We start from the raw sequence: 21,495 nt of genomic DNA on the forward strand, positions 1-21,495 counted from the left end.
TGGGGATGGCGTAAATGGCTGTGGCGAACGAGGAGAAGTACCTCGACTACCTCAAGCGGGCGACGACCGATCTGCGCGAAGCGCGTCGGCGACTGCGCGAGGTGGAGGAGCGGGAGCAGGAGCCCATCGCCATCGTGGCGATGAGCTGCCGCTACCCGGGCGGGGTCCGCACCCCCGAGGAGCTGTGGGAGCTGGTGGCCCGCGGTGACGACGCGGTCTCGCCGTACCCCGTCAACCGCGGCTGGGGCGAGGACGTCCTCTTCGACCCGGACCCGGAGACCGGGCACGAGGAGTACGTCCGCGAGGGCGGGTTCCTGCACGACGCCGCCGACTTCGACCCGGCGTTCTTCGGGATCTCGCCCCGCGAGGCGCTCGCCATGGACCCGCAGCAGCGGCTGCTGCTGGAGACCACCTGGGAGGCGTTCGAGCGGGCCGGGATCGACCCGACCACGCTCCGCGGCAGCAGGACCGGCGTCTTCGCCGGCCTGATGTACCACGACTACGCCTCCCGGCTGTACTCCGCGCCCGAGGACGTCGAGGGCTTCCTCGGCAACGGAAGCACCGGCTCCATCGCCTCCGGCCGGGTGTCCTACACCTTCGGCCTGGAGGGCCCGGCCGTCACCATCGACACGGCGTGCTCCTCGTCGCTGGTGGCGCTGCACCTCGCCGCGCAGGCGTTGCGCACCGGCGAGTGCACGCTCGCCCTCGCGGGCGGCGTCACCGTCATGTCCACCCCCGGCACCTTCACCGAGTTCAGCCGCCAGCGCGGCCTGGCCGTCGACGGCCGCTGCAAGTCCTTCGCGGCGGCCGCCGACGGCACCGGCTGGGGCGAGGGCGTCGGCATGCTGCTCCTGGAGCGGCTCTCCGACGCCCGCAGGAACGGGCACCCCGTGCTCGCCCTGGTCCGCGGCTCGGCCGTCAACCAGGACGGCGCCAGCAGCGGCCTGACCGCCCCCAACGGCCCGTCCCAGCAGCGCGTCATCCGGCAGGCCCTGGCCAGCGCCCGGCTGTCCGCCGGGCAGATCGACGCCGTCGAGGCGCACGGCACCGGCACCACGTTGGGCGACCCCATCGAGGCCCAGGCGCTGCTCGCCACCTACGGCCGCAACCGCTCCACCGACCAGCCGCTGTGGCTCGGCTCGGTCAAGTCCAACCTCGGCCACACCCAGGCCGCCGCGGGCGTCGCCGGCATCATCAAGATGGTCATGGCGATGCGCCACGGCGTGCTGCCCAAGACGCTGCACGTGGACGAGCCCACCCCCAACGTCGACTGGGCGGCCGGCGCCGTCGAGCTGCTGACCGAGGCCCGCGCGTGGCCGGAGACCGGCCAGCCGCGCCGCGCCGCCGTCTCCTCCTTCGGCATCAGCGGCACCAACGCCCACACCGTGTTGGAGCAGGCCCCCGAGCCGGAGCCCGCCGACACCCCGGAGGAGCCGGCCGCCGCCCCGGCCACCGCGCTGCCGCTGTGGACCCTGTCGGCCAAGAGCCGGGACGCGCTGCGCGACCAGGCCGCCAACCTCCTCACGCACCTGGCCGCCCACCCGGAGCAGTCCCTCACCGACCTCGGTCACTCCCTCGCCACCGGCCGCGCCGCCTTCGAGCACCGCGCCGCGGTCGTCGCGGACGACCGCGCCGGCCTCGTCCAGGCGCTGGAGGCGCTGACCCGCGACGAGCCCGCGCCCGGCCTGGTCCTCGGCAAGGTCGCCACCGGAAAGCGCGCCTTCCTCTTCACCGGCCAGGGCAGCCAGCGGGCCGGCATGGGCCGCGAACTGTACGCGGCGCTCCCGGAGTTCGCCGCGGCCCTGGACGCCGTCTGCGCCGAGCTCGACAAGCACCTGGGACGTCCGCTGAAGGACGTGCTCTTCGGTGACGACCCCGAGCCGCTCCACCAGACCGGCTACACCCAGCCCGCCCTGTTCGCCCTCGAGGTGGCCCTCTACCGGCTGGTCGAGGGCTGGGGCCTGAAGCCCGACTTCCTCTCCGGCCACTCCATCGGCGAGCTCGCGGCCGCCCATGTCTCCGGCGTCCTCTCGCTGGAGGACGCGGCCACGCTGGTCGCCGCCCGTGGCCGCCTGATGCAGGCCCTGCCGACCGGCGGCGCGATGATCGCCGTCCAGGCGACCGAGGACGAGGTCCTGCCGCTGCTCACCGACCGCGTGAGCATCGCCGCCCTCAACGGCCCGCGGTCGGTCGTCATCGCGGGTGACGAGAACGCGGCCGTCGAGATCGCCGAGGGCTTCGAGCGACAGGGCCGCAAGACCAAGCGGCTCACCGTCTCGCACGCCTTCCACTCGCCGCACATGGACGGCATGCTCGCCGAGTTCCGGCGCGTCGCGGCCGGCCTCTCGTACGCGGCCCCGCAGATCCCCATCGTCTCCAACCTGACCGGCGCCCTGGTCTCCGCCGAGGAGATCACCGACCCGGAGTTCTGGGTCCGGCACGTCCGCGAGGCCGTCCGCTTCCTCGACGGCGTCCGCGCCCTGGAGGCACGGAACGTCACCACCTTCATCGAGCTCGGCCCCGACGGCGTGCTCACCGCCATGGCGCAGGACTGCCTGTCCCGCGAGGACGCCACCCTCGTGGCGGCGCTGCGCGCCGGCCGCCCGGAGCCGCGCGGCCTGGCCGCCGCCCTGGCGGGCGCCCACGTCAACGGCGTCTCCCCGGACTGGCACGCGGTCTTCGCCGGCACCGGCGCCGCCCGCGTCGACCTCCCGCTCTACGCCTTCCAGCGCGAGACCTACTGGCTGGACACCGGCTACCTCACCGGCGACATGGCCTCGGCCGGGCTCGGCGCGGCGGACCACCCGCTGCTCGGCGCGGCCGTCTCCCTCGCCGACACCGACGGCTTCCTCTACACCGGGCGCCTAGCCCTCGACACCCACCCGTGGCTGGCCGACCACGCCGTGGCGGGTTCGGTGCTGCTGCCGGGCACGGCCTTCGTGGAGCTGGCGATCCGCGCCGGCGACCAGGTCGGCTGCGACCTGCTGGAGGAGCTGACCCTGGAGGCGCCGCTGGTCCTCCCGGAGGACGGCGGGGTGCAGCTCCAGCTGTCCGTGGGAGCCCCGGACGACTCCGGCCGCCGCACGCTCGCGGTCTACTCCCGTGACGAGGACGCGGCCGCCGACGAACCCTGGGTCCGCCACGCCTCCGGCCTGCTGGCCACCGCGGTCGTGGCGCCCTCGCACGACCTGTCCGCCTGGCCCCCGGCGGGGGCCACCCCGCTGCCCCTCGACGGCCTCTACGAGGGCCTGGCCGAGGCCGGCCTCGCCTACGGACCCGTCTTCCAGGGCCTCACGTCGGCCTGGCGGCTGGGCGACGAGGTCTTCGCGGAGCTGGAGCTGCCGGAGCAGGCGGCGGCGGACGCGGGCCTGTTCGGGCTCCACCCGGCGCTGCTGGACTCCGCCCTGCACGCGGTCGCCCTCGGCGGCCTGATCGACGGCGCGGACGGCGCCCGGCTGCCGTTCGCCTGGTCCGGCGTCTCCCTGCACGCCGTGGGCGCCTCCGTGCTGCGCGTACGGCTGGCCGCCACCGGCGCCGACGGCGTCTCCCTCGCCGTCGCCGACGGCGCCGGCCGCGCCGTGCTGTCGGTCGACTCGCTGGTGCTGCGCCCCGTGTCGGCCGAGCAGATCAGCGGCGCCGCACGCGGCACACGCCAGGACTCCCTCTTCCGGCTCGACTGGGCCGAGGTGTCCGCCACCGCCGCCACGGGCGGCCGCTGGGCGCTGCTGGGCCCCGACACCCTGAACCTGGCCGCGACCGCCGGCGAGCGCCTCGACGCCCACGCCGACCTGAGCGGGCTGACGGAGGCGATCGACGCGGGCGCGCCCGCACCGGACGAGGTGCTGGTCACGTTCGCGCCCGGCGCCGAGACCGACCCCGCGACGGTGCACGCCGCCGCCCGGCGGGCCCTCGCCCTGGTCCAGGCCCACCTGGCCGACGAACGCCTCGCCGACTCCCGGCTGGTCGTGCTGACCTCCGGCGCGGTGGCCGCCGGCACCGGTGAGTCGGTGACGGACCTGATCCACTCCGCCGTCTGGGGCCTGGTGCGCTCCGCCGAGTCGGAGAACCCCGGCCGCTTCGTCCTGATCGACCTCGACGGCGACGACGCGCCGCGCGCCCTCCCGGCGGCGCTCGCCTCCGGCGAGCCGCAGCTCGCGGTGCGCGAGGGCACGCTGCGGGCGCCGCGCCTCGCCCGCGCGGCCGTCCCGTCGGCCGACGCGGACGCCGAGCGCTACGACGCCGAGGGCACGGTGCTGGTCACCGGAGCCAGCGGCACCTTGGGCGGGCTGTTCGCCCGGCACCTCGTCACCGAGCGCGGCGTGCGGCATCTGCTGCTGGTGAGCCGTCGGGGCGGGGCCGCTCCGGGCGCGGAGGAGCTGGCGGCCGAACTGGGCGCGCTGGGCGCGTCGGTGACCTGGGCGGCCTGTGACGTGGCCGAACGCGAGGCGCTGGCCGGCGTGATCGCGGCGATCCCGGCGGAGCGTCCGCTGACCGGCGTGGTGCACACCGCCGGTGTGCTGGATGACGGGGTCATCGGCTCGCTGACCGAGGAGCGGCTGGAGCGGGTGCTGCGTCCGAAGGTGGACGCGGCCTGGAACCTGCACGAGCTGACGCGGGACCTCGACCTGTCCGCGTTCGTGCTGTTCTCCTCCGCCGCCGGCGTCTTCGGCGGTGCCGGGCAGGCCAACTACGCGGCCGCCAACGTCTTCCTGGACGCCCTCGCCCAGCACCGCAGGGCCGCCGGGCTGCCGGCGAGCTCGCTCGCCTGGGGCCTGTGGGCCGCCGAAGCCGGCGGCATGGCCGGGGAGCTGGACGAGGCCGACGTCTCCCGGATGAACCGGGCCGGCGTCGCCGCCCTGTCCGCCACCGAGGGCCTGGAGCTCTTCGACGCCGCGGCCCGCTCCGAGGAGGCGCTGCTGGTGCCGGTGCGGCTGGACCTCGCGGCCGTCCGCGCCCAGGCCGCCTCCTCCGACGCCGTCGCCCCGCTGCTGCGCGGCCTGGTGCGGGTGCGGGCCCGCCGTACGGCGCAGGGCGCGGCCTCCTCGGGCGCGCTGGCACAGCGACTAGCCGGGCTGGGCGAGGCCGAGCGCTTCGACGTCCTGCTGGAGCTGGTCCGCACCCAGGTCGCCGCCGTGCTGGGCCACGGCTCCGGCGACGCCGTCGACCCCGAACGCGCCTTCCGCGACCTGGGCTTCGACTCGCTGACCGCCGTCGAGCTGCGCAACCGCATGAACGCCGTCACCGGCATGCGGCTGCCCGCCACGCTGGTCTTCGACTACCCGACCTCCGAGGTGCTCGCCCGCCACCTGCGCGACGAGCTGACCGGCTCCGCCGCCCAGGCGGGCGCCGTGGCACGAACCGCCGCGGTCGACGACGAGCCGATCGCCATCGTCGCCATGAGCTGCCGCTACCCCGGCGGCGTGCGCACCCCCGAGGAGCTGTGGCAGCTCCTCGTCGCCGGCCAGGACGCCGTCTCGGAGTTCCCCACCGACCGCGGCTGGGACCTGGACGCCCTCTACCACCCCGACCCGGAGCACCCGGGCACCAGCTACACCCGGGAGGGCGGCTTCCTGCACGACGCCGCCCAGTTCGACCCCACCTTCTTCGGCATCTCGCCGCGCGAGGCGCTCGCCACCGACCCGCAGCAGCGACTGCTGCTGGAGACGTCCTGGGAGGCGTTCGAGCGGGCCGGCATCGACCCGGTGACGCTGCGCGGCAGCCGTACCGGTGTCTTCGCCGGCGTCATGTACCACGACTACGCCACGCTGGTGGAGCAGGCCCCGGACGGCGGCGGCGAAGGCGCCCTCGGCTCCGGCAGCACCGGCTCCATCGCCTCCGGCCGGGTGGCGTACACCTTCGGCCTGGAGGGCCCGGCCGTCACCATCGACACGGCCTGCTCCTCCTCGCTGGTCGCGCTGCACTGGGCCATCCAGGCGCTGCGCGCCGGCGAGTGCGAACTCGCCCTGGCCGGCGGTGTCACCGTGATGGCCACCCCCGGCACCTTCGTCGGCTTCAGCCGCCAGGGCGGTCTCTCCGCCGACGGTCGCTGCCGCGCCTTCTCCGCCGAGGCAGACGGCACGGGCTGGGCCGAGGGCGCGGGCATGCTGCTCGTGGAGCGGCTCTCCGACGCCCGGAAGAACGGCCACCCGGTCCTCGCCGTCGTGCGCGGCTCCGCCGTCAACCAGGACGGTGCGAGCAACGGACTGACGGCTCCGAACGGCCCGTCGCAGCAGCGCGTGATCCGGCAGGCCCTGGCGAGCGCCGGTCTGTCGGCCGCCGAGGTCGACGCGGTCGAGGCGCACGGCACCGGCACCACGCTGGGCGACCCGATCGAGGCCCAGGCGCTGCTGGCCACCTACGGCCAGGAGCGGGACGGGGACCGGCCGCTGTGGCTGGGCTCCATCAAGTCCAACATGGGCCACACCCAGGCCGCCGCAGGTGTCGCCGGCATCATCAAGATGGTCATGGCGATGCGCCACGGCCTGCTGCCGCAGACCCTCCACGCGGACCAGCCCTCCCCGCACGTCGACTGGTCGGCGGGCGAGGTCGAGCTGCTCACCGAGCCCATGCCGTGGCCGGAGACCGGCCGCCCGCGCCGGGCCGGCGTCTCCTCCTTCGGCATCAGCGGCACCAACGCGCACACGATCATCGAGCAGGCCCCGGTGGACGAGCCCACCCCGGCCGCCTCCGAGGAGACCCCGGCCGCCGACATCGGCGTGGTGTCCTGGACCCTCTCCGGCCGCAGCGCCGACGCCCTGCGTGCCCAGGCCGAGCGCCTCCTCGCCTACGTCGCCGGTCGCGCAGAGCTGAGCCCGCAGGACGTCGGGCACTCCCTCGCCACCGGCCGGACCGCCTTCGACCACCGCGCGGTCGTCGTCGCCGAGGACCGTGCCGGGCTGCTCTCCGGCCTCGAAGCCCTCGCCGAGGGGCGCAACGCGGCCGCCGGCCTGGTGGCCGGCTCGGTGGCGAGCGGCAAGGCGGCGTTCCTGTTCACAGGTCAGGGCAGTCAGCGGCTGGGCATGGGCCGTGAGCTGTACGACGCGTACCCGGTGTTCGCGGAGGCGTTCGACGCGGTGTGTGCCGCGCTGGACGGGCACCTTGAGCGTCCTTTGCAGGATGTGGTGTTCGGTGAGGACGCCGAGCTGCTGGACCAGACCGGCTTCACCCAGCCGGCGTTGTTCGCGGTCGAGGTGGCGCTGTTCCGCCTCGTCGAGGCGTGGGGTGTGAAGGCGGACTTCCTCTCCGGTCACTCGATCGGCGAGCTGGCGGCCGCGCATGTGGCGGGCGTTCTCTCGCTTGCGGACGCCGCCAAGCTGGTGGCCGCGCGCGGTCGACTGATGCAGGCGCTGCCGACCGGTGGCGCGATGATCGCGGTGCAGGCGTCGGAGGACGCGGTCCTTCCGCTGCTCACCGAGGGTGTCAGCATCGCGGCCCTCAACGGCCCCACCTCCGTGGTGATCGCCGGTGACGAGGACGCGGCTGTCACGATCGCCGGGACCTTCGAGCAGCAGGGTCGTAAGACCAAGCGGCTCACCGTCTCGCACGCCTTCCACTCGCCCCGTATGGACGCGATGTTGGACGACTTCCGCGCGGTCGCCGAGACCCTCGCCTACGAGGCTCCCCGTATCCCGATCGTCTCGGGTCTGACCGGTGCTCTGGTCTCCGCCGAGGAGATCACCACGGCCGACTTCTGGGTCCGGCACGTCCGGGAGGCGGTCCGCTTCCTCGACGCGGTGCGCGCCCTGGAGGCGCAGCACGTCACGACCTTCGTCGAGTTGGGCCCCGACGGGGTGCTGACCGCCATGGCGCAGGAGTGTGCCCAGGGCGAGGACGTCGCCTTCGTCTCGGCGCTGCGCAAGGACCGTGGCGAGGCCGGGGCGTTGGTGGCGGCCGTGGCGCGGGCGCACGTCCGTGGTGTGAAGGTGGACTGGTCGGCGCTGTCCGTCGGGACGCGGGCCTCGCGGGTCGACCTGCCCACGTACGCCTTCCAGCGCGAGCGCTACTGGCCGGAGCTCCCGGCGTCCCGCGTCGGCGGCACGGCGGGGCTTGGCCTGGCGACGTTCGAGCACCCGCTGATGGGTGCCGCGGTCCCGCTGGCCGGCGGCGAGGAACTGCTGCTGACCGGTCGGATCGGGCTGGACACCCATCCGTGGCTGGCCGACCACGCGGTGGCGGGTTCGGTGCTGCTGCCGGGCACGGCCTTCGTGGAGCTGGCGATCCGTGCCGGCGACCAGGTCGGCTGTGATCTGCTGGAGGAGTTGACGCTGGAGGCGCCGTTGGTGCTTCCGGAGGACGGCGGGGTGCGGCTCCAGCTGTCCGTGGGCGCGCCGGACGCCTCCGGTCGTCGCTCGCTGGCCGTCTACTCCCGCCACGAGGACGCCGAGGCCGACGAGCCGTGGCTGCGGCACGCCTCGGGCCTGCTGGGCTCGGGCGCGGCGACGCCGTCGTACGACCTGTCGGCGTGGCCGCCGGCGGGCGCGTCCGCCCTGTCGGTGGAGGGCCTCTACGAGGGCCTGGCCGAGGTCGGTCTCGGCTACGGGCCCGTGTTCCAGGGGCTGAGGTCGGCCTGGCGGCTGGGTGGCGAGGTGTTCGCGGAGCTGGAGTTGCCGGAGGAGGCGCGCGCTGAGGCGGGTCTGTTCGGGCTGCATCCGGCGTTGTTGGACTCGGCGCTGCACGCGGTCGGCCTCGGTGGTCTGATCGAGGGTGAGGACGGCGCGCGGCTGCCGTTCGCGTGGTCCGGTGTCTCCCTGCACGCCGTGGGCGCCTCGGTGCTGAGGGTGCGGCTGGCCGCCGCGGGCGCGGACGGTGTCTCGCTGGCGGTGGCCGACGGCGCGGGTCGCGCCGTGCTGTCGGTGGACTCGCTGGTGCTGCGGCCCGTGTCGGTGGAGCAGATCAGCGGCGCGGCGCGCGGCGGTCGGCAGGACTCGCTCTTCCGAGTGGACTGGGTGGCTGTTCCCGCGACCGTCTCCTCCGCGCCCGTGCCGCGGAGCCGTTGGGCGGTGCTGGGCTCCGCCGAGCCGGCCCGTCGCGTGGTCGGCGACCAGGTCGCGGCGTACGCGGACCTCGCGGAGCTGGCCGCGGCCGTGGAGTCCGGCGAGGTCCCCGAGTTCGTCTTCGTGGCGCCCTCCGTGGCCGCCGGCGAGGGGGCCGCGGCCGCCACGCACACCGCGACGGCCGAGACGCTCGCCCTGGTACGGGAGTGGCTGGGCGCCGAGCGCTTCGCCGGCTCCCGGCTGGTGGTGCTGACCTCCGGCGCGGTCGCCGCCGACTCGGCCGAGTCGGTGACGGACCTGCCGGGTGCGGCGGTCTGGGGCCTGGTGCGCTCCGCCGAGTCGGAGAACCCCGGGCGTTTCGTCCTGGTCGACATCGACGGTCGGGACGACTCGATCCGCGTCCTGCCCACCGCACTGACCTCCGGCGAAGCGCAACTCGCCATCCGTACGGGCGCGGTGCGCGCGCCCCGGCTGGCCCGGGCCGACGTCACCGCCGCCTCCGTGCGGGAGTTCGCGGCCGGTGGGACGGTGTTGGTGACGGGTGCGAGTGGCACGCTGGGTGGTCTGGTGGCCCGGCACCTGGTGACCGAGCACGGTGTCAGGCATCTGCTGCTGGTGAGCCGTCGGGGCGGCGACGCCCCGGGCGCCGGAGAGCTGGCGGCCGAGCTCGGCGCGCTGGGCGCGTCGGTGACCTGGGCGGCCTGTGATGTGGCCGACCGCGAGGCGCTGGCCGGTGTGCTGGCGGCCATCCCCGCCGCCCATCCGCTGACCGGTGTGCTGCACACCGCGGGGGTGCTGGACGACGGCACGATCGGCTCGTTGACGCCGGAGCGGCTGGCGAAGGTGCTGCGTCCGAAGGTGGACGCGGCCTGGAACCTGCATGAGCTCACCCGTGAGCTGGATCTCGCCTCCTTCGTCCTGTTCTCGTCGGCCGCCGGTGTGTTCGGCAACGCGGGGCAGGGCAACTACGCCGCGGCGAACGCCTTCTTGGACGCGCTGGCCCAGCACCGTAGGGCCGCCGGTCTGGCCGGTAGCTCGCTGGCGTGGGGTCTGTGGGCGGACGAGGGCGGCATGGCCGGTGAGCTGGCCGAGGCCGATGTGTCCCGGATGAGCCGGGGCGGCGTGGACGCGCTGACCGCCGCCGAGGGCCTGGAGCTCCTCGACGCCGCCGGCCGCAGCGCCGAACCGCTGCTGGTCCCGATCCGGCTGGACCTGGCCGCGCTGCGCGCCCAGGCCGCCAACGGAGCCCTGCCCGCACTCCTCAGCGGACTCGTCCGAGTGCCCGCGCGCCGCGCCGCCGAGGGCGCCACGGCGTCCGGCGCCCTGGCCCGCCGACTGGCCGGGCTGGACGAGGCCGAGCAGCACGGTGTGCTGCTGGAGCTGGTGCGTACGCAGGTCGCCGCCGTGCTCGGATACGCGGGCGCGGAGACGGTCGAGGCCGAACGCTCCTTCCGTGAGCTGGGCTTCGACTCGCTGACGGCGGTGGAGCTGCGGAACCTGTTGGGTGCGGCGACGGAGCTGCGGCTGCCGGCGACGCTGGTCTTCGACTACCCGACGCCGAAGGTGCTGGCGGACTTCCTGCGCACCGAGCTGGTGGGCGCGGTGGCGGACGTGGCCGGTCCGGTGGTCGTGGCCGCCGCCGATGACGAGCCGATCGCGATCGTGGGTCTGGGCTGCCGTTACCCCGGTGGTGTGGAGACGCCGGAGGACCTGTGGCGGCTGGTCATGGAGGGCCGGGACGCGATCTCGGAGTTCCCGACCGACCGCGGCTGGGACCTCGACGCGCTGTACCACGCGGACCCCGACCACAACGGCACCAGCTATGCCCGCGAAGGCGGCTTCGTGGACGAGGCCGGCCACTTCGACCCCGGCTTCTTCGGGATCTCGCCGCGTGAGGCGCTGGCGATGGACCCGCAGCAGCGGCTGCTGTTGGAGACGTCGTGGGAGGCGTTCGAGCGGGCCGGTATCGATCCGGGCGTGCTGCGCGGCAGCCGTACGGGCGTCTTCGCCGGCGTCATGTACCACGACTACGCCTCGCTGCTGGAGCGCGTGCCCGAGGGCGTCGAGGGCTTCCTCGGCACGGGCAACGCGGCGAGTGTGATCTCGGGTCGGCTGGCGTACACCTTCGGCCTGGAAGGGCCGGCGGTGACCGTCGACACGGCCTGTTCCTCCTCGCTGGTCGCCCTGCACCTGGCCGTCCAGGCGCTGCGCAACGGCGAGTGCGAACTCGCCCTGGCCGGCGGTGTGACCGTGATGGCCACCCCCGCCGCCTTCGTGGAGTTCAGCCGGCAGCGCGGCCTGGCGGCCGACGGCCGCTGCAAGGCGTTCTCCGCCGACGCGGACGGCACGGGCTGGGCCGAGGGCGCGGGCATGCTGCTGGTGGAGCGGCTGTCGGACGCGCGGAAGAACGGCCACGAGGTGCTGGCGATCGTCCGCGGCAGCGCGATCAACCAGGACGGTGCGAGCAACGGCCTGACGGCGCCGAACGGCCCGTCGCAGCAGCGCGTCATCCGGCAGGCCCTGGCCAACGCCGGTCTGTCGGCCGCCGAGGTCGACGCGGTCGAGGCGCACGGCACCGGCACCAGCCTCGGCGACCCGATCGAGGCGCAGGCGCTGCTGGCCACCTACGGTCAGGAGCGGGACGGGGGCCGGCCGCTGTGGCTGGGCTCCATCAAGTCCAACATGGGCCACACCCAGGCCGCCGCCGGTGTCGCCGGCGTGATCAAGATGGTCATGGCGATGCGCCACGGAGTGCTGCCGCAGACCCTCCACGCGGACGAGCCGTCGCCGCACATCGACTGGTCGGCGGGCGAGGTCTCGCTGCTGGCCGACGCGGTGGCCTGGCCGGAGACCGGCCGCCCGCGGCGTGCCGCGGTGTCCTCCTTCGGCTTCAGCGGCACCAACGCGCACACGATCATCGAGCAGGCCCCGGTGGACGAGTCCGCTCCGGCCGAGCGCGAAGCCGCCCCGGGGGCCGACGCGGGCGTCCTGCCCTGGACCCTCTCGGCGAAGACGGCCGACGCGCTGCGCGCCCAGGCCGAGCGGCTCCGCAGCCACCTCGCCGACCGTGCGGACGTCATCCCGGTCGACCTCGGCTACTCGCTGGCCACCACCCGCGCCGCCCTCGACCACCGCGCCGTCCTGGTGGCCCAGGACCGCGCCGGGTTCCTGACCGCCCTGGACGCCCTCGCCGAGGGGCGCAACGCGGCTGCCGGCCTGGTGGCCGGCTCGGTGGCGAGCGGCAAGGCGGCGTTCCTGTTCACGGGTCAGGGCAGCCAGCGGCTGGGCATGGGCCGTGAGCTGTACGCGGCGTACCCGGTGTTCGCGGAGGCGCTGGACGCCGTCTGCGACGAGTTGGACCGGCACCTTGAGCGTCCGCTGAAGACGGTGGTCTTCGGGGACGACGCCGAACTGCTGGACCAGACCGGCTTCACCCAGCCCGCCCTCTTCGCGATCGAGGTGGCGCTCTTCCGCCTCGTCGAAGCCTGGGGTGTGAAGGCGGACTTCCTCTCCGGTCACTCGATCGGCGAGCTGGCGGCCGCGCATGTGGCGGGCGTCCTCTCGCTGGCCGACGCCGCGAAGCTGGTGGCCGCGCGCGGTCGCCTGATGCAGGCGCTGCCGACCGGTGGCGCGATGATCGCTGTCCAGGCGTCGGAGGACGAGGTCCTTCCGCTGCTCACCGAGGGTGTCAGCATCGCGGCCCTCAACGGCCCCACCTCCGTGGTGATCGCGGGTGACGAGGACGCGGCGCTTGCGATCGCGGCGGGCTTCGAGGCGCAGGGTCGTAAGACCAAGCGGCTCACCGTCTCGCATGCCTTCCACTCGCCCCGTATGGACGCGATGTTGGAGGACTTCCGCGCGGTCGCCGAGACGCTGTCGTACGAGGCTCCGCGTATCCCGATCGTCTCGGGTCTGACCGGTGCTCTGGTCTCCGCCGAGGAGATCACCACGGCCGACTTCTGGGTCCGTCACGTCCGCGAGGCCGTCCGCTTCCTGGACGCGGTGCGCACCCTGGAGACCCAGGGCGTCACCACCTTCGTGGAGCTGGGCCCCGACGGCGTCCTCTCGGCCATGGCGCAGGAGTGCGTCGCCGGTGAGGGCGCGGCCTTCGCGGCGGTGCTGCGGGCCGGACGGCCCGAGGCGGAGTCGCTGGTGGCGGCTGTTGGGCGGGCGCACGTCCGTGGTGTGAAGGTGGACTGGGCGGCGTACTACGCGGGCACCGGTGCCGCGCGGGTCGCCCTGCCCACGTACGCCTTCCAGCGGAAGCGCTACTGGCCGGAGGTCTCACCCGCCGGCCTTGCCGGCACGGCCGGCCTGGGCCTCGGCGCGGTCGACCACCCGCTGGTGGGCGCCGTGGTGCCGCTCGCCGGTGTCGAGGGGCTGGTGCTGACCGGTCGGCTCGGGCTGGACACCCATCCGTGGCTGGCCGACCACGCCGTCATGGGCTCGGTGCTGCTGCCCGGCACCGCCTTCGTGGAGCTGGCGATCCGTGCCGGCGACCAGGTCGGCTGTGATCTGCTGGAGGAGTTGACGCTGGAGGCGCCGTTGGTGCTTCCGGAGGACGGCGGGGTGCGGCTCCAGCTGTCCGTGGGCGCGCCGGACGCTGCCGGTCGTCGTTCGCTGGCCGTCTACTCCCGCCACGAGGACGCGGCCGCCGACGAGCCGTGGCTGCGCCACGCCTCCGGCCTGCTGGCGGAGGGCGCCACGCCGGCCGCCTTCGACCTGTCCGCCTGGCCCCCGGCCGGGGCCACGCCGCTGTCCGTCGACGGCCTCTACGAGGGCATGGCCGAGGTCGGTCTCGGCTACGGGCCCGTGTTCCAGGGGCTGAGGTCGGCCTGGCGGCTGGGTGGCGAGGTGTTCGCGGAGTTGGAGCTGCCGGAGGAGGCGCGCGCTGAGGCGGGTCTGTTCGGGCTGCATCCGGCGCTGTTGGACTCGGCGCTGCACGCGGTCGGCCTCGGTGGCCTGATCGAGGGTGAGGACGGCGCGCGGCTGCCGTTCGCGTGGTCCGGTGTCTCGCTGCACGCCGTGGGCGCCTCGGTGCTGCGGGTGCGGCTGACGTCCTCCGGAGCCGAGGGCGTCTCGCTCGCCGTCGCCGACGGGGCTGGGCGACCGGCCCTGACGGTCGACTCGCTGGTCCTGCGCCCCGTCTCCGCCGACCAGATCGACGGCGCGGCGCGCGGCGGACGCCAGGACTCGCTCTTCCGCCTGGAGTGGACCGAGCCGGTCGCCGCCCGCACGCCGGACACCGCGCTCGGCGACCGCTGGGCGGTGCTCGGCGCCGACGCCTTCGGGCTGGCCGCCGCCGACTCGGCGATCCCGGTCCACCCGGAGCTGAGCGCGCTGGTCGAGGCGGTGGAGGCCGGCACCGCGGCCCCGCGCGAGGTGTTCTTCGCTTGCGCCGCCGCCGCCGATGACGACGCCGACGGCGGCCCCGCCGCCGTGCACCGGGCCGCCGCCGAGGTGCTCGTCCTGGTGCAGACATGGCTGGCCGACGAGCGCTTCGCCGACTCCCGGCTGGTCCTGCTGACGTCGGGGGCCGTGGCCACCGACGCCGACGAGCCGGTGACGGATCTCGCGGGTGCGGCGGTCTGGGGCCTGGTGCGCTCCGCCCAGTCCGAGAACCCGGGGCGGTTCGTCCTGGTCGACCTCGACGGCACGGGCGGCTCGCTGCGCGCCCTCCCGGCGGCGTTGGCCTCCGACGAGCCGCAGCTCGCCCTGCGCGACGGCGCCTGGCGTGCCCCGCGCCTGACCCGGGCGCTCCACCCCACCGCCGAATCGGCCGACTCCGTGCGGGAGTTCGTGGCCGGTGGCACGGTGTTGGTGACGGGTGCGAGTGGCACGCTGGGTGGTCTGGTGGCCCGGCACCTGGTGACCGAGCACGGTGTCCGGCATCTGCTGCTGGTGAGCCGCCGGGGCGGCGACGCCCCCGGCGCGGCGGAACTGACCGTCGAGCTCGCCGAGTTCGGGGCGTCCGTCACCTGGGCCGCCTGTGACGTGGCCGACCGGGAGGCTCTCGCGGACGTCGTCGCGGCGATCCCGGCGGAGCACCCGCTGACCGGTGTGCTGCACACCGCGGGTGTGCTGGACGACGGCACGATCGGGTCCCTCACCCCCGAGCGGCTGGCGAAGGTGCTGCGTCCGAAGGTGGACGCGGCCTGGAACCTGCATGAGCTCACCCGTGAGCTGGATCTCGCCTCCTTCGTCCTGTTCTCGTCGGCCGCCGGTGTGTTCGGCAACGCGGGGCAGGGCAACTACGCCGCGGCGAACGCCTTCTTGGACGCGCTGGCCCAGCACCGTAGGGCCGCCGGTCTTGCCGGTAGCTCGTTGGCGTGGGGTCTGTGGGCGGACGAGGGTGGCATGGCCGGTGAGCTGGCCGAGGCCGATGTGTCCCGGATGAGCCGGGGCGGGGTGGACGCGCTGACGGCCGCCGAGGGCCTGGAGCTCCTCGACGCCGCCGGCCGCAGCGCCGACGCCGTGCTGATCCCGATGCGGCTCGACCTGGCCGCGCTGCGGGCGCGCGCCGCCTCCTCCGGCGCGGTGGCGCCGCTGCTGCGCTCCCTGGTCCGGCTGCCGGGCCGCCGCGCCGCCGAGGGCGCCACGGCGTCCGGCGCGCTGGCCCAGCGGCTCGCCGGCCTGGGCGAGACCGAACAGCAGGGTGTCCTGCTGGAGCTGGTCCGCACCCAGGTGGCGGCCGTGCTCGGCCACGACTCCACGGACGCCGTGGAACCCCACCACTCCTTCCGTGAGCTGGGCTTCGACTCGCTGACGGCGGTGGAGCTGCGGAACCTGTTGGGTGCGGCGACGGAGCTGCGGCTGCCGGCGACGCTGGTCTTCGACTACCCGACGCCGACGGTGCTGGCGGACTTCCTGCGCACCGAGCTGGTGGGCGCGGTGGCGGACGTGGCCGGTCCGGTCGTGGTGGCCGCCGTGGACGACGAGCCGATCGCGATCGTGGGTCTGGGCTGCCGTTACCCCGGTGGTGTGGAGACGCCGGAGGACCTGTGGCGGCTGGTCATGGAGGGCCGGGACGCGATCTCGGAGTTCCCGACCGACCGCGGCTGGGACCTCGACGCGCTGTATCACGAGGACCCCGACCACCCCGGCACCTCGTACACCCGCGAGGGCGGATTCGTCGACGAAGCGGGCTACTTCGACCCGGCGTTCTTCGGGATCTCGCCGCGTGAGGCGCTGGCGATGGACCCGCAGCAGCGGCTGCTGCTGGAGACGTCGTGGGAGGCGTTCGAGCGGGCGGGCATCGATCCGGGCGTGCTGCGCGGCAGCCGTACCGGCGTCTTCGCCGGCGTCATGTACCACGACTACGCCTCCTCGCTGCCGGCGCTGCCGGAAGGCGTCGAGGGGTTCGTCGGGACGGGCAACGCGGCGAGTGTGATCTCGGGTCGGCTGGCGTACACCTTCGGCCTGGAAGGGCCGGCGGTGACCGTCGACACGGCCTGTTCCTCCTCGCTGGTCGCCCTGCACCTGGCCGTGCAGGCGCTGCGCAACGGCGAGTGCGAGCTGGCGCTCGCGGGCGGTGTGACCGTGATGGCGACACCGGCCCCCTTCGTGGAGTTCAGCCGGCAGCGCGGCCTGGCGGCCGACGGCCGCTGCAAGGCGTTCTCCGCCGACGCGGACGGCACCGGCTGGTCCGAGGGGGCGGGCATGCTGCTCGTGGAGCGGCTCTCCGACGCCCAGCGGCAGGGCCACCCGATCCTCGCCGTGGTGCGCGGCTCGGCCATCAACCAGGACGGCGCGAGCAACGGGCTCACCGCCCCGAACGGCCCGTCGCAGCAGCGCGTCATCCGGCAGGCCCTGGCCAACGCCCGGCTGACCGCGTCCGAGATCGACGTGGTCGAGGCGCACGGCACCGGCACCACGCTGGGTGACCCGATCGAGGCGCAGGCGCTGCTGGCCACCTACGGTCAGGAGCGGCCGGAGGGGCAGCCGCTGTGGCTGGGCTCCTTCAAGTCGAACGTGGGCCACACCCAGGCCGCGGCCGGCGTCGGCGGCATCATCAAGATGGTCATGGCGATGCGCCACGGCGTGCTGCCCAAGACCCTGCACGTGGACGAGCCGTCGCCGCACATCGACTGGTCGGCGGGCGAGGTCTCGCTGCTGGCCGACGCGGTGGCGTGGCCGGAGACCGACCACCCGCGGCGCGCGGCGGTGTCCTCCTTCGGCTTCAGCGGCACCAACGCGCACACGATCATCGAGCAGGCCCCGGTCACCGAGGAGCGGGCCGTGGCGCCCGCCGCCGTGGCGCCGCCGGTCGTGGCGCTGCCGCTCTCGGCGAAGACGGCCGACGCGCTGCGCGCCCAGGCCGACCGGCTCCGCAGCCACCTCACCGACCGTGCGGACGCGTCACCCGCCGACCTGGGCTACTCGCTGGCGACGACCCGTGCCGCCCTGGACCACCGTGCGGTGGTCGTGGGCGCGGACCGGGAGGCGCTGGTGGCGGGTCTTACGGCGCTGGCGGGCGGCGAGTCGGCCGCGGGTCTGGCCGAGGGTTCGGTCGCCGACGGCAGGACGGCGTTCCTGTTCACGGGTCAGGGCAGCCAGCGGCTGGGCATGGGCCGTGAGCTCTACGCGGCCTACCCGGCCTTCGCGGAGGCGCTGGACGCGGTCTGCGACGAGCTGGACCGGCACCTGGAACTGCCCCTCAAGACCGTGGTGTTCGGCGAGGACGCCGAGCTGCTGAACCAGACCGGCTACACCCAGCCGGCCCTGTTCGCGATCGAGGTGGCCCTCTACCGCCTGGTCGAGGGCTGGGGGCTCACCGCCGACTTCCTCTCCGGTCACTCGATCGGCGAGCTGGCCGCCGCGCATGTCGCGGGCGTTCTCTCGCTGGCCGACGCGGCGAAGCTGGTGGCGGCTCGTGGCCGTCTGATGCAGGCGCTGCCCGCCGGTGGCGCGATGATCGCGGTGCAGGCGTCGGAGGACGAGGTCCTGCCGCTGCTCACCGAGGGTGTCAGCATCGCCGCCCTCAACGGTCCGACCTCGGTCGTGATCGCGGGCGACGAGGACGCCGCCGTCGCGATCGCGAGCGGCTTCGAGGCGCAGGGTCGTAAGACCAAGCGCCTCACCGTCTCGCACGCCTTCCACTCGCCCCGTATGGACGCGATGTTGGAGGACTTCCGCGCGGTGGCCGAGACGCTGTCGTACGAGGCTCCGCGTATCCCGATCGTCTCCAACCTCACCGGCGCCCTGGTCTCCGCCGAGGAGATCACCACCGCCGACTTCTGGGTGCGCCACGTCCGGGAGGCGGTCCGCTTCCTCGACGGGATTCGCGCCCTGGAGGCGCACGGCGTCACCACCTTCATCGAGCTCGGCCCCGACGGAGTACTCACCGCCATGGCACAGGACTGCGCCACCGACCCCGACGGGGCGGCCTTCGCCGCCGCCCTGCGCGCCGGCCGCCCCGAGCCGGAGGCGCTCGCCGCCGCCGTGGCCCGGGCACAGGTCCGGGGCGTGCCGGTGGACTGGGCGGCGTTCTACGCGAACACCGCCGCCCGCCGGATCGACGACCTGCCCACCTACCCGTTCCAGCGCCAGCGCTACTGGCTGGAGGCCCCGGCCGGCGCCGCCGGCGACGTGGCCTCGGCCGGGCTGGGGTCGGCCGACCACCCGCTGCTGGGCGCGGCGGTGGACCTGCCCGACTCCGACGGCCTGCTCTTCACCGGACGGCTCTCGCTGCACAGCCACCCCTGGCTGGCCGACCACGCCGTCATGGACACCGTGCTGCTCCCCGGCACGGCCCTGGTGGAGCTGGCCGTGCGCGCCGGCGACCAGGTCGGCTGCGACCTGCTGGAGGAGCTGACCCTGGAGGCGCCGCTGGTGCTTCCGGCGCGCGGCGGCGTCCAGTTGCGGGTCACCGTCGGCGAGCCCGACGAGGCGTCCGGGCGGCGCGCGCTGCACGTCTACTCCCGCCCCGAGGACGCCTCGGACGAGCCGTGGACCCGGCACGCGGCCGGCGCGCTCGCGGTCGGCGGCACCGCCGCCCCGGCGGCCGTGCCGGGGGAGTGGCCGCCGGCCGACGCCGAGGCGGTCGAACTCGACGGCTTCTACGACGCCTTCGCGGCCCTCGGCCTCGGCTACGGGCCCGTGTTCCAGGGGCTGCGTGCCGCCTGGCGGCGTGGCGACGAGGTGTTCGCCGAGGTCGCGCTCGGCGAGGCGCAGCAGGCTGAGTCCCGGGCGTACGGGCTGCACCCGGCGCTGCTGGACGCCGCCCTGCACGCGGTGGGCCTCGGTGGCTTCTTCGCCGGCGAGGACGAGGGCGAGGCCGCCGGGCGGGCCCGGCTGCCGTTCGCGTGGGACGGGGTGCGGCTGCACGCCGTCGGCGCCTCGGCGCTGCGGGTGCGGGTCTCCCCGGCCGGCTCGGGCGCGGTGGCGCTGGCGGTCGCCGACGAGGCCGGCGCGCCGGTCGCCTCGGTCGACTCGCTCGCGCTGCGACCGCTCGACGCCGAGCAGTTCACGGCCGGCCGGGCCGCGCACCACGAGTCGCTGTTCCGCGTCGACTGGGCCGCCCTGCCCGCGCCGGCCGCGCCGCCGGCCGCGGAGGCCGGCGCGTACGCGGTCCTCGGCGGCGACGAGCTGAAGGTGGCCGCCGCGCTGGAGGCCGCGGGCGTCGACACCGTGAGCCATGCGGATCTGACCGCCCTCGCGGCGGCCGTGGACGCGGACGGGGTCGCCCCGGACGTGGTGCTGCTGCCCTCCCTGCCCGACCTGGCCACCGCCGGCGACACCGCGGCCGCGACGCACGCCGTCACCGGCCGGCTGCTGGCCCTGGTGCGGGAGTGGCTGGCGGACGAGCGGTTCGCCGACTCCCGGCTGGTGCTGCTGACCCGTGGGGCCGTGGCCGTGGGCGACGGAGTGGCGGGCGACGGCGACGAGGCGGCCCCGACCGAGGCGGCCTGGGACCTCACACACGCCGCCGCCTGGGGACTGGTCCGCTCGGCGCAGGCCGAGCACCCGGGCCGGTTCGTCCTGGTGGACGTGGCGCCCGACGGCGCCGGCGCCGCCGGCGCGCTGCGGGAGCTGCCCGCCGTGCTGGCGACCGACGAGCCGCAGCTCGCGCTGCGCGGCGACACCTGGCACGCCCCGCGCCTGGCGCGGGTGGCCTCGCTCGCCGAGGAGACCGTGCCGGCCTTCGACGCGTCGGGCACCGTGCTGGTCACCGGCGCCAGCGGCACCCTGGGCGGGCTGCTGGCCCGGCACCTGGTGGCCGAGCGCGGCGTGCGGCACCTGCTGCTGACCAGCCGTCGGGGCGCCGAGGCGGCGGGCGCCGCCGAACTCGCCGCGGAGCTGACCGCGGCCGGTGCCGAGGTCACCTGGGCGGCCTGCGACGCGGCCGACCGCGAGGCGCTGGCCGCGCTGCTCGCCGCCATCCCGGCGGAGCACCCGCTCACCGCGGTGATCCACGCCGCCGGTGTGCTGGACGACGGCATCGTCGAGTCGCTCACCCCCGAGCGGCTGGCCAAGGTGCTGCGGCCCAAGGTGGACGCCGCGTGGAACCTGCACGAGCTCACCCAGGACCTGGACCTGTCGGACTTCGTGCTGTTCTCCTCGGCGGCCGGCGTCTTCGGCAACCCGGGCCAGGGCAACTACGCGGCGGCCAACGCCTTCCTGGACGCGCTGGCGGCGTACCGACGCGCCCAGCACCGCCCGGCCGTCTCCCTGGCCTGGGGCCTGTGGGAGGACGAGGGCGGCATGGCGGCCACGCTCGCCGAGGCCGACCGGCAGCGGATGAACCGCGGCAGCATGGGCGCGCTGAGCGACGCCGACGGGCTGGCCCTGTTCGACGTGGCCTGCCTGGCCGAGCACGCCCTGCTGATCCCGGCCGCGCTCGACCTCGCGGCGCTGCGCGCCCAGGCGACGACCGGCGTGGCCCCGCTGCTGCGCGGGCTGATCCGCACCCCGGTGCGGCGCGCCGCGGCCGGCGGCGCGGGCGCGGCGGCGGAGGCGGAGAGCCTCGTCGAGCGGCTCGCCGGAATGGCGGCGGCCGAGCGGGACCGCTTCCTGCTCAACCTGGTCTGCGGCCAGGTGGCGACCGTGCTCGGGTACGGCGGTGCCGGCGCCATCGAACCGGGCGCGGCCTTCAAGGAGCTGGGCTTCGACTCGCTCACCGCGGTGGAGCTCCGCAACCGGCTCGGCGCGGCCACCGGGCTGCGGCTGCCGGCGACGCTGATCTTCGACTACCCGACGCCCGAGGCGCTCGCCGACCATCTGCGCGCGGCGCTGCCGGTCGGCGACGGCGGCCCGTCGGTCTTCGGCGAACTCGACCGGCTGGAGGCCGCCCTGGCCGGAGCCGCGGACGACAGCGTCACCCGCTCGCGGATCACGATGCGCCTCCAGGCCCTGATGGCCAAGTGGAACGAGGCGCAGGAAGCGACGGCCGACACCGAGACCGGCGACGACGACCTCGCATCGGCAACCGACGACGAGCTGTTCGACCTGCTCGACGACGAACTCGGCTCCTCCTGAAGGGGAGCGCACTGAACTGATGAGC

At 75.2% G+C, this 21,495-nt stretch carries 1 protein-coding gene; it reads left to right on the forward strand.

Annotation, left to right across the window (positions count from 1 at the left end):
- Positions 1–14 precede the first annotated feature (14 nt).
- Positions 15–21,470 (forward strand): type I polyketide synthase, encoded by a 21,456-nt coding sequence (locus LRS74_RS22475; RefSeq protein ID WP_277742700.1) that lies wholly within the window; start codon positions 15–17, stop codon positions 21,468–21,470.
- The last annotated feature ends 25 nt before the right edge of the window (positions 21,471–21,495 follow it).

The sequence above is a fragment of the Streptomyces sp. LX-29 genome, from assembly GCF_029541745.1.
GTDB lineage: Bacteria > Actinomycetota > Actinomycetes > Streptomycetales > Streptomycetaceae > Streptomyces.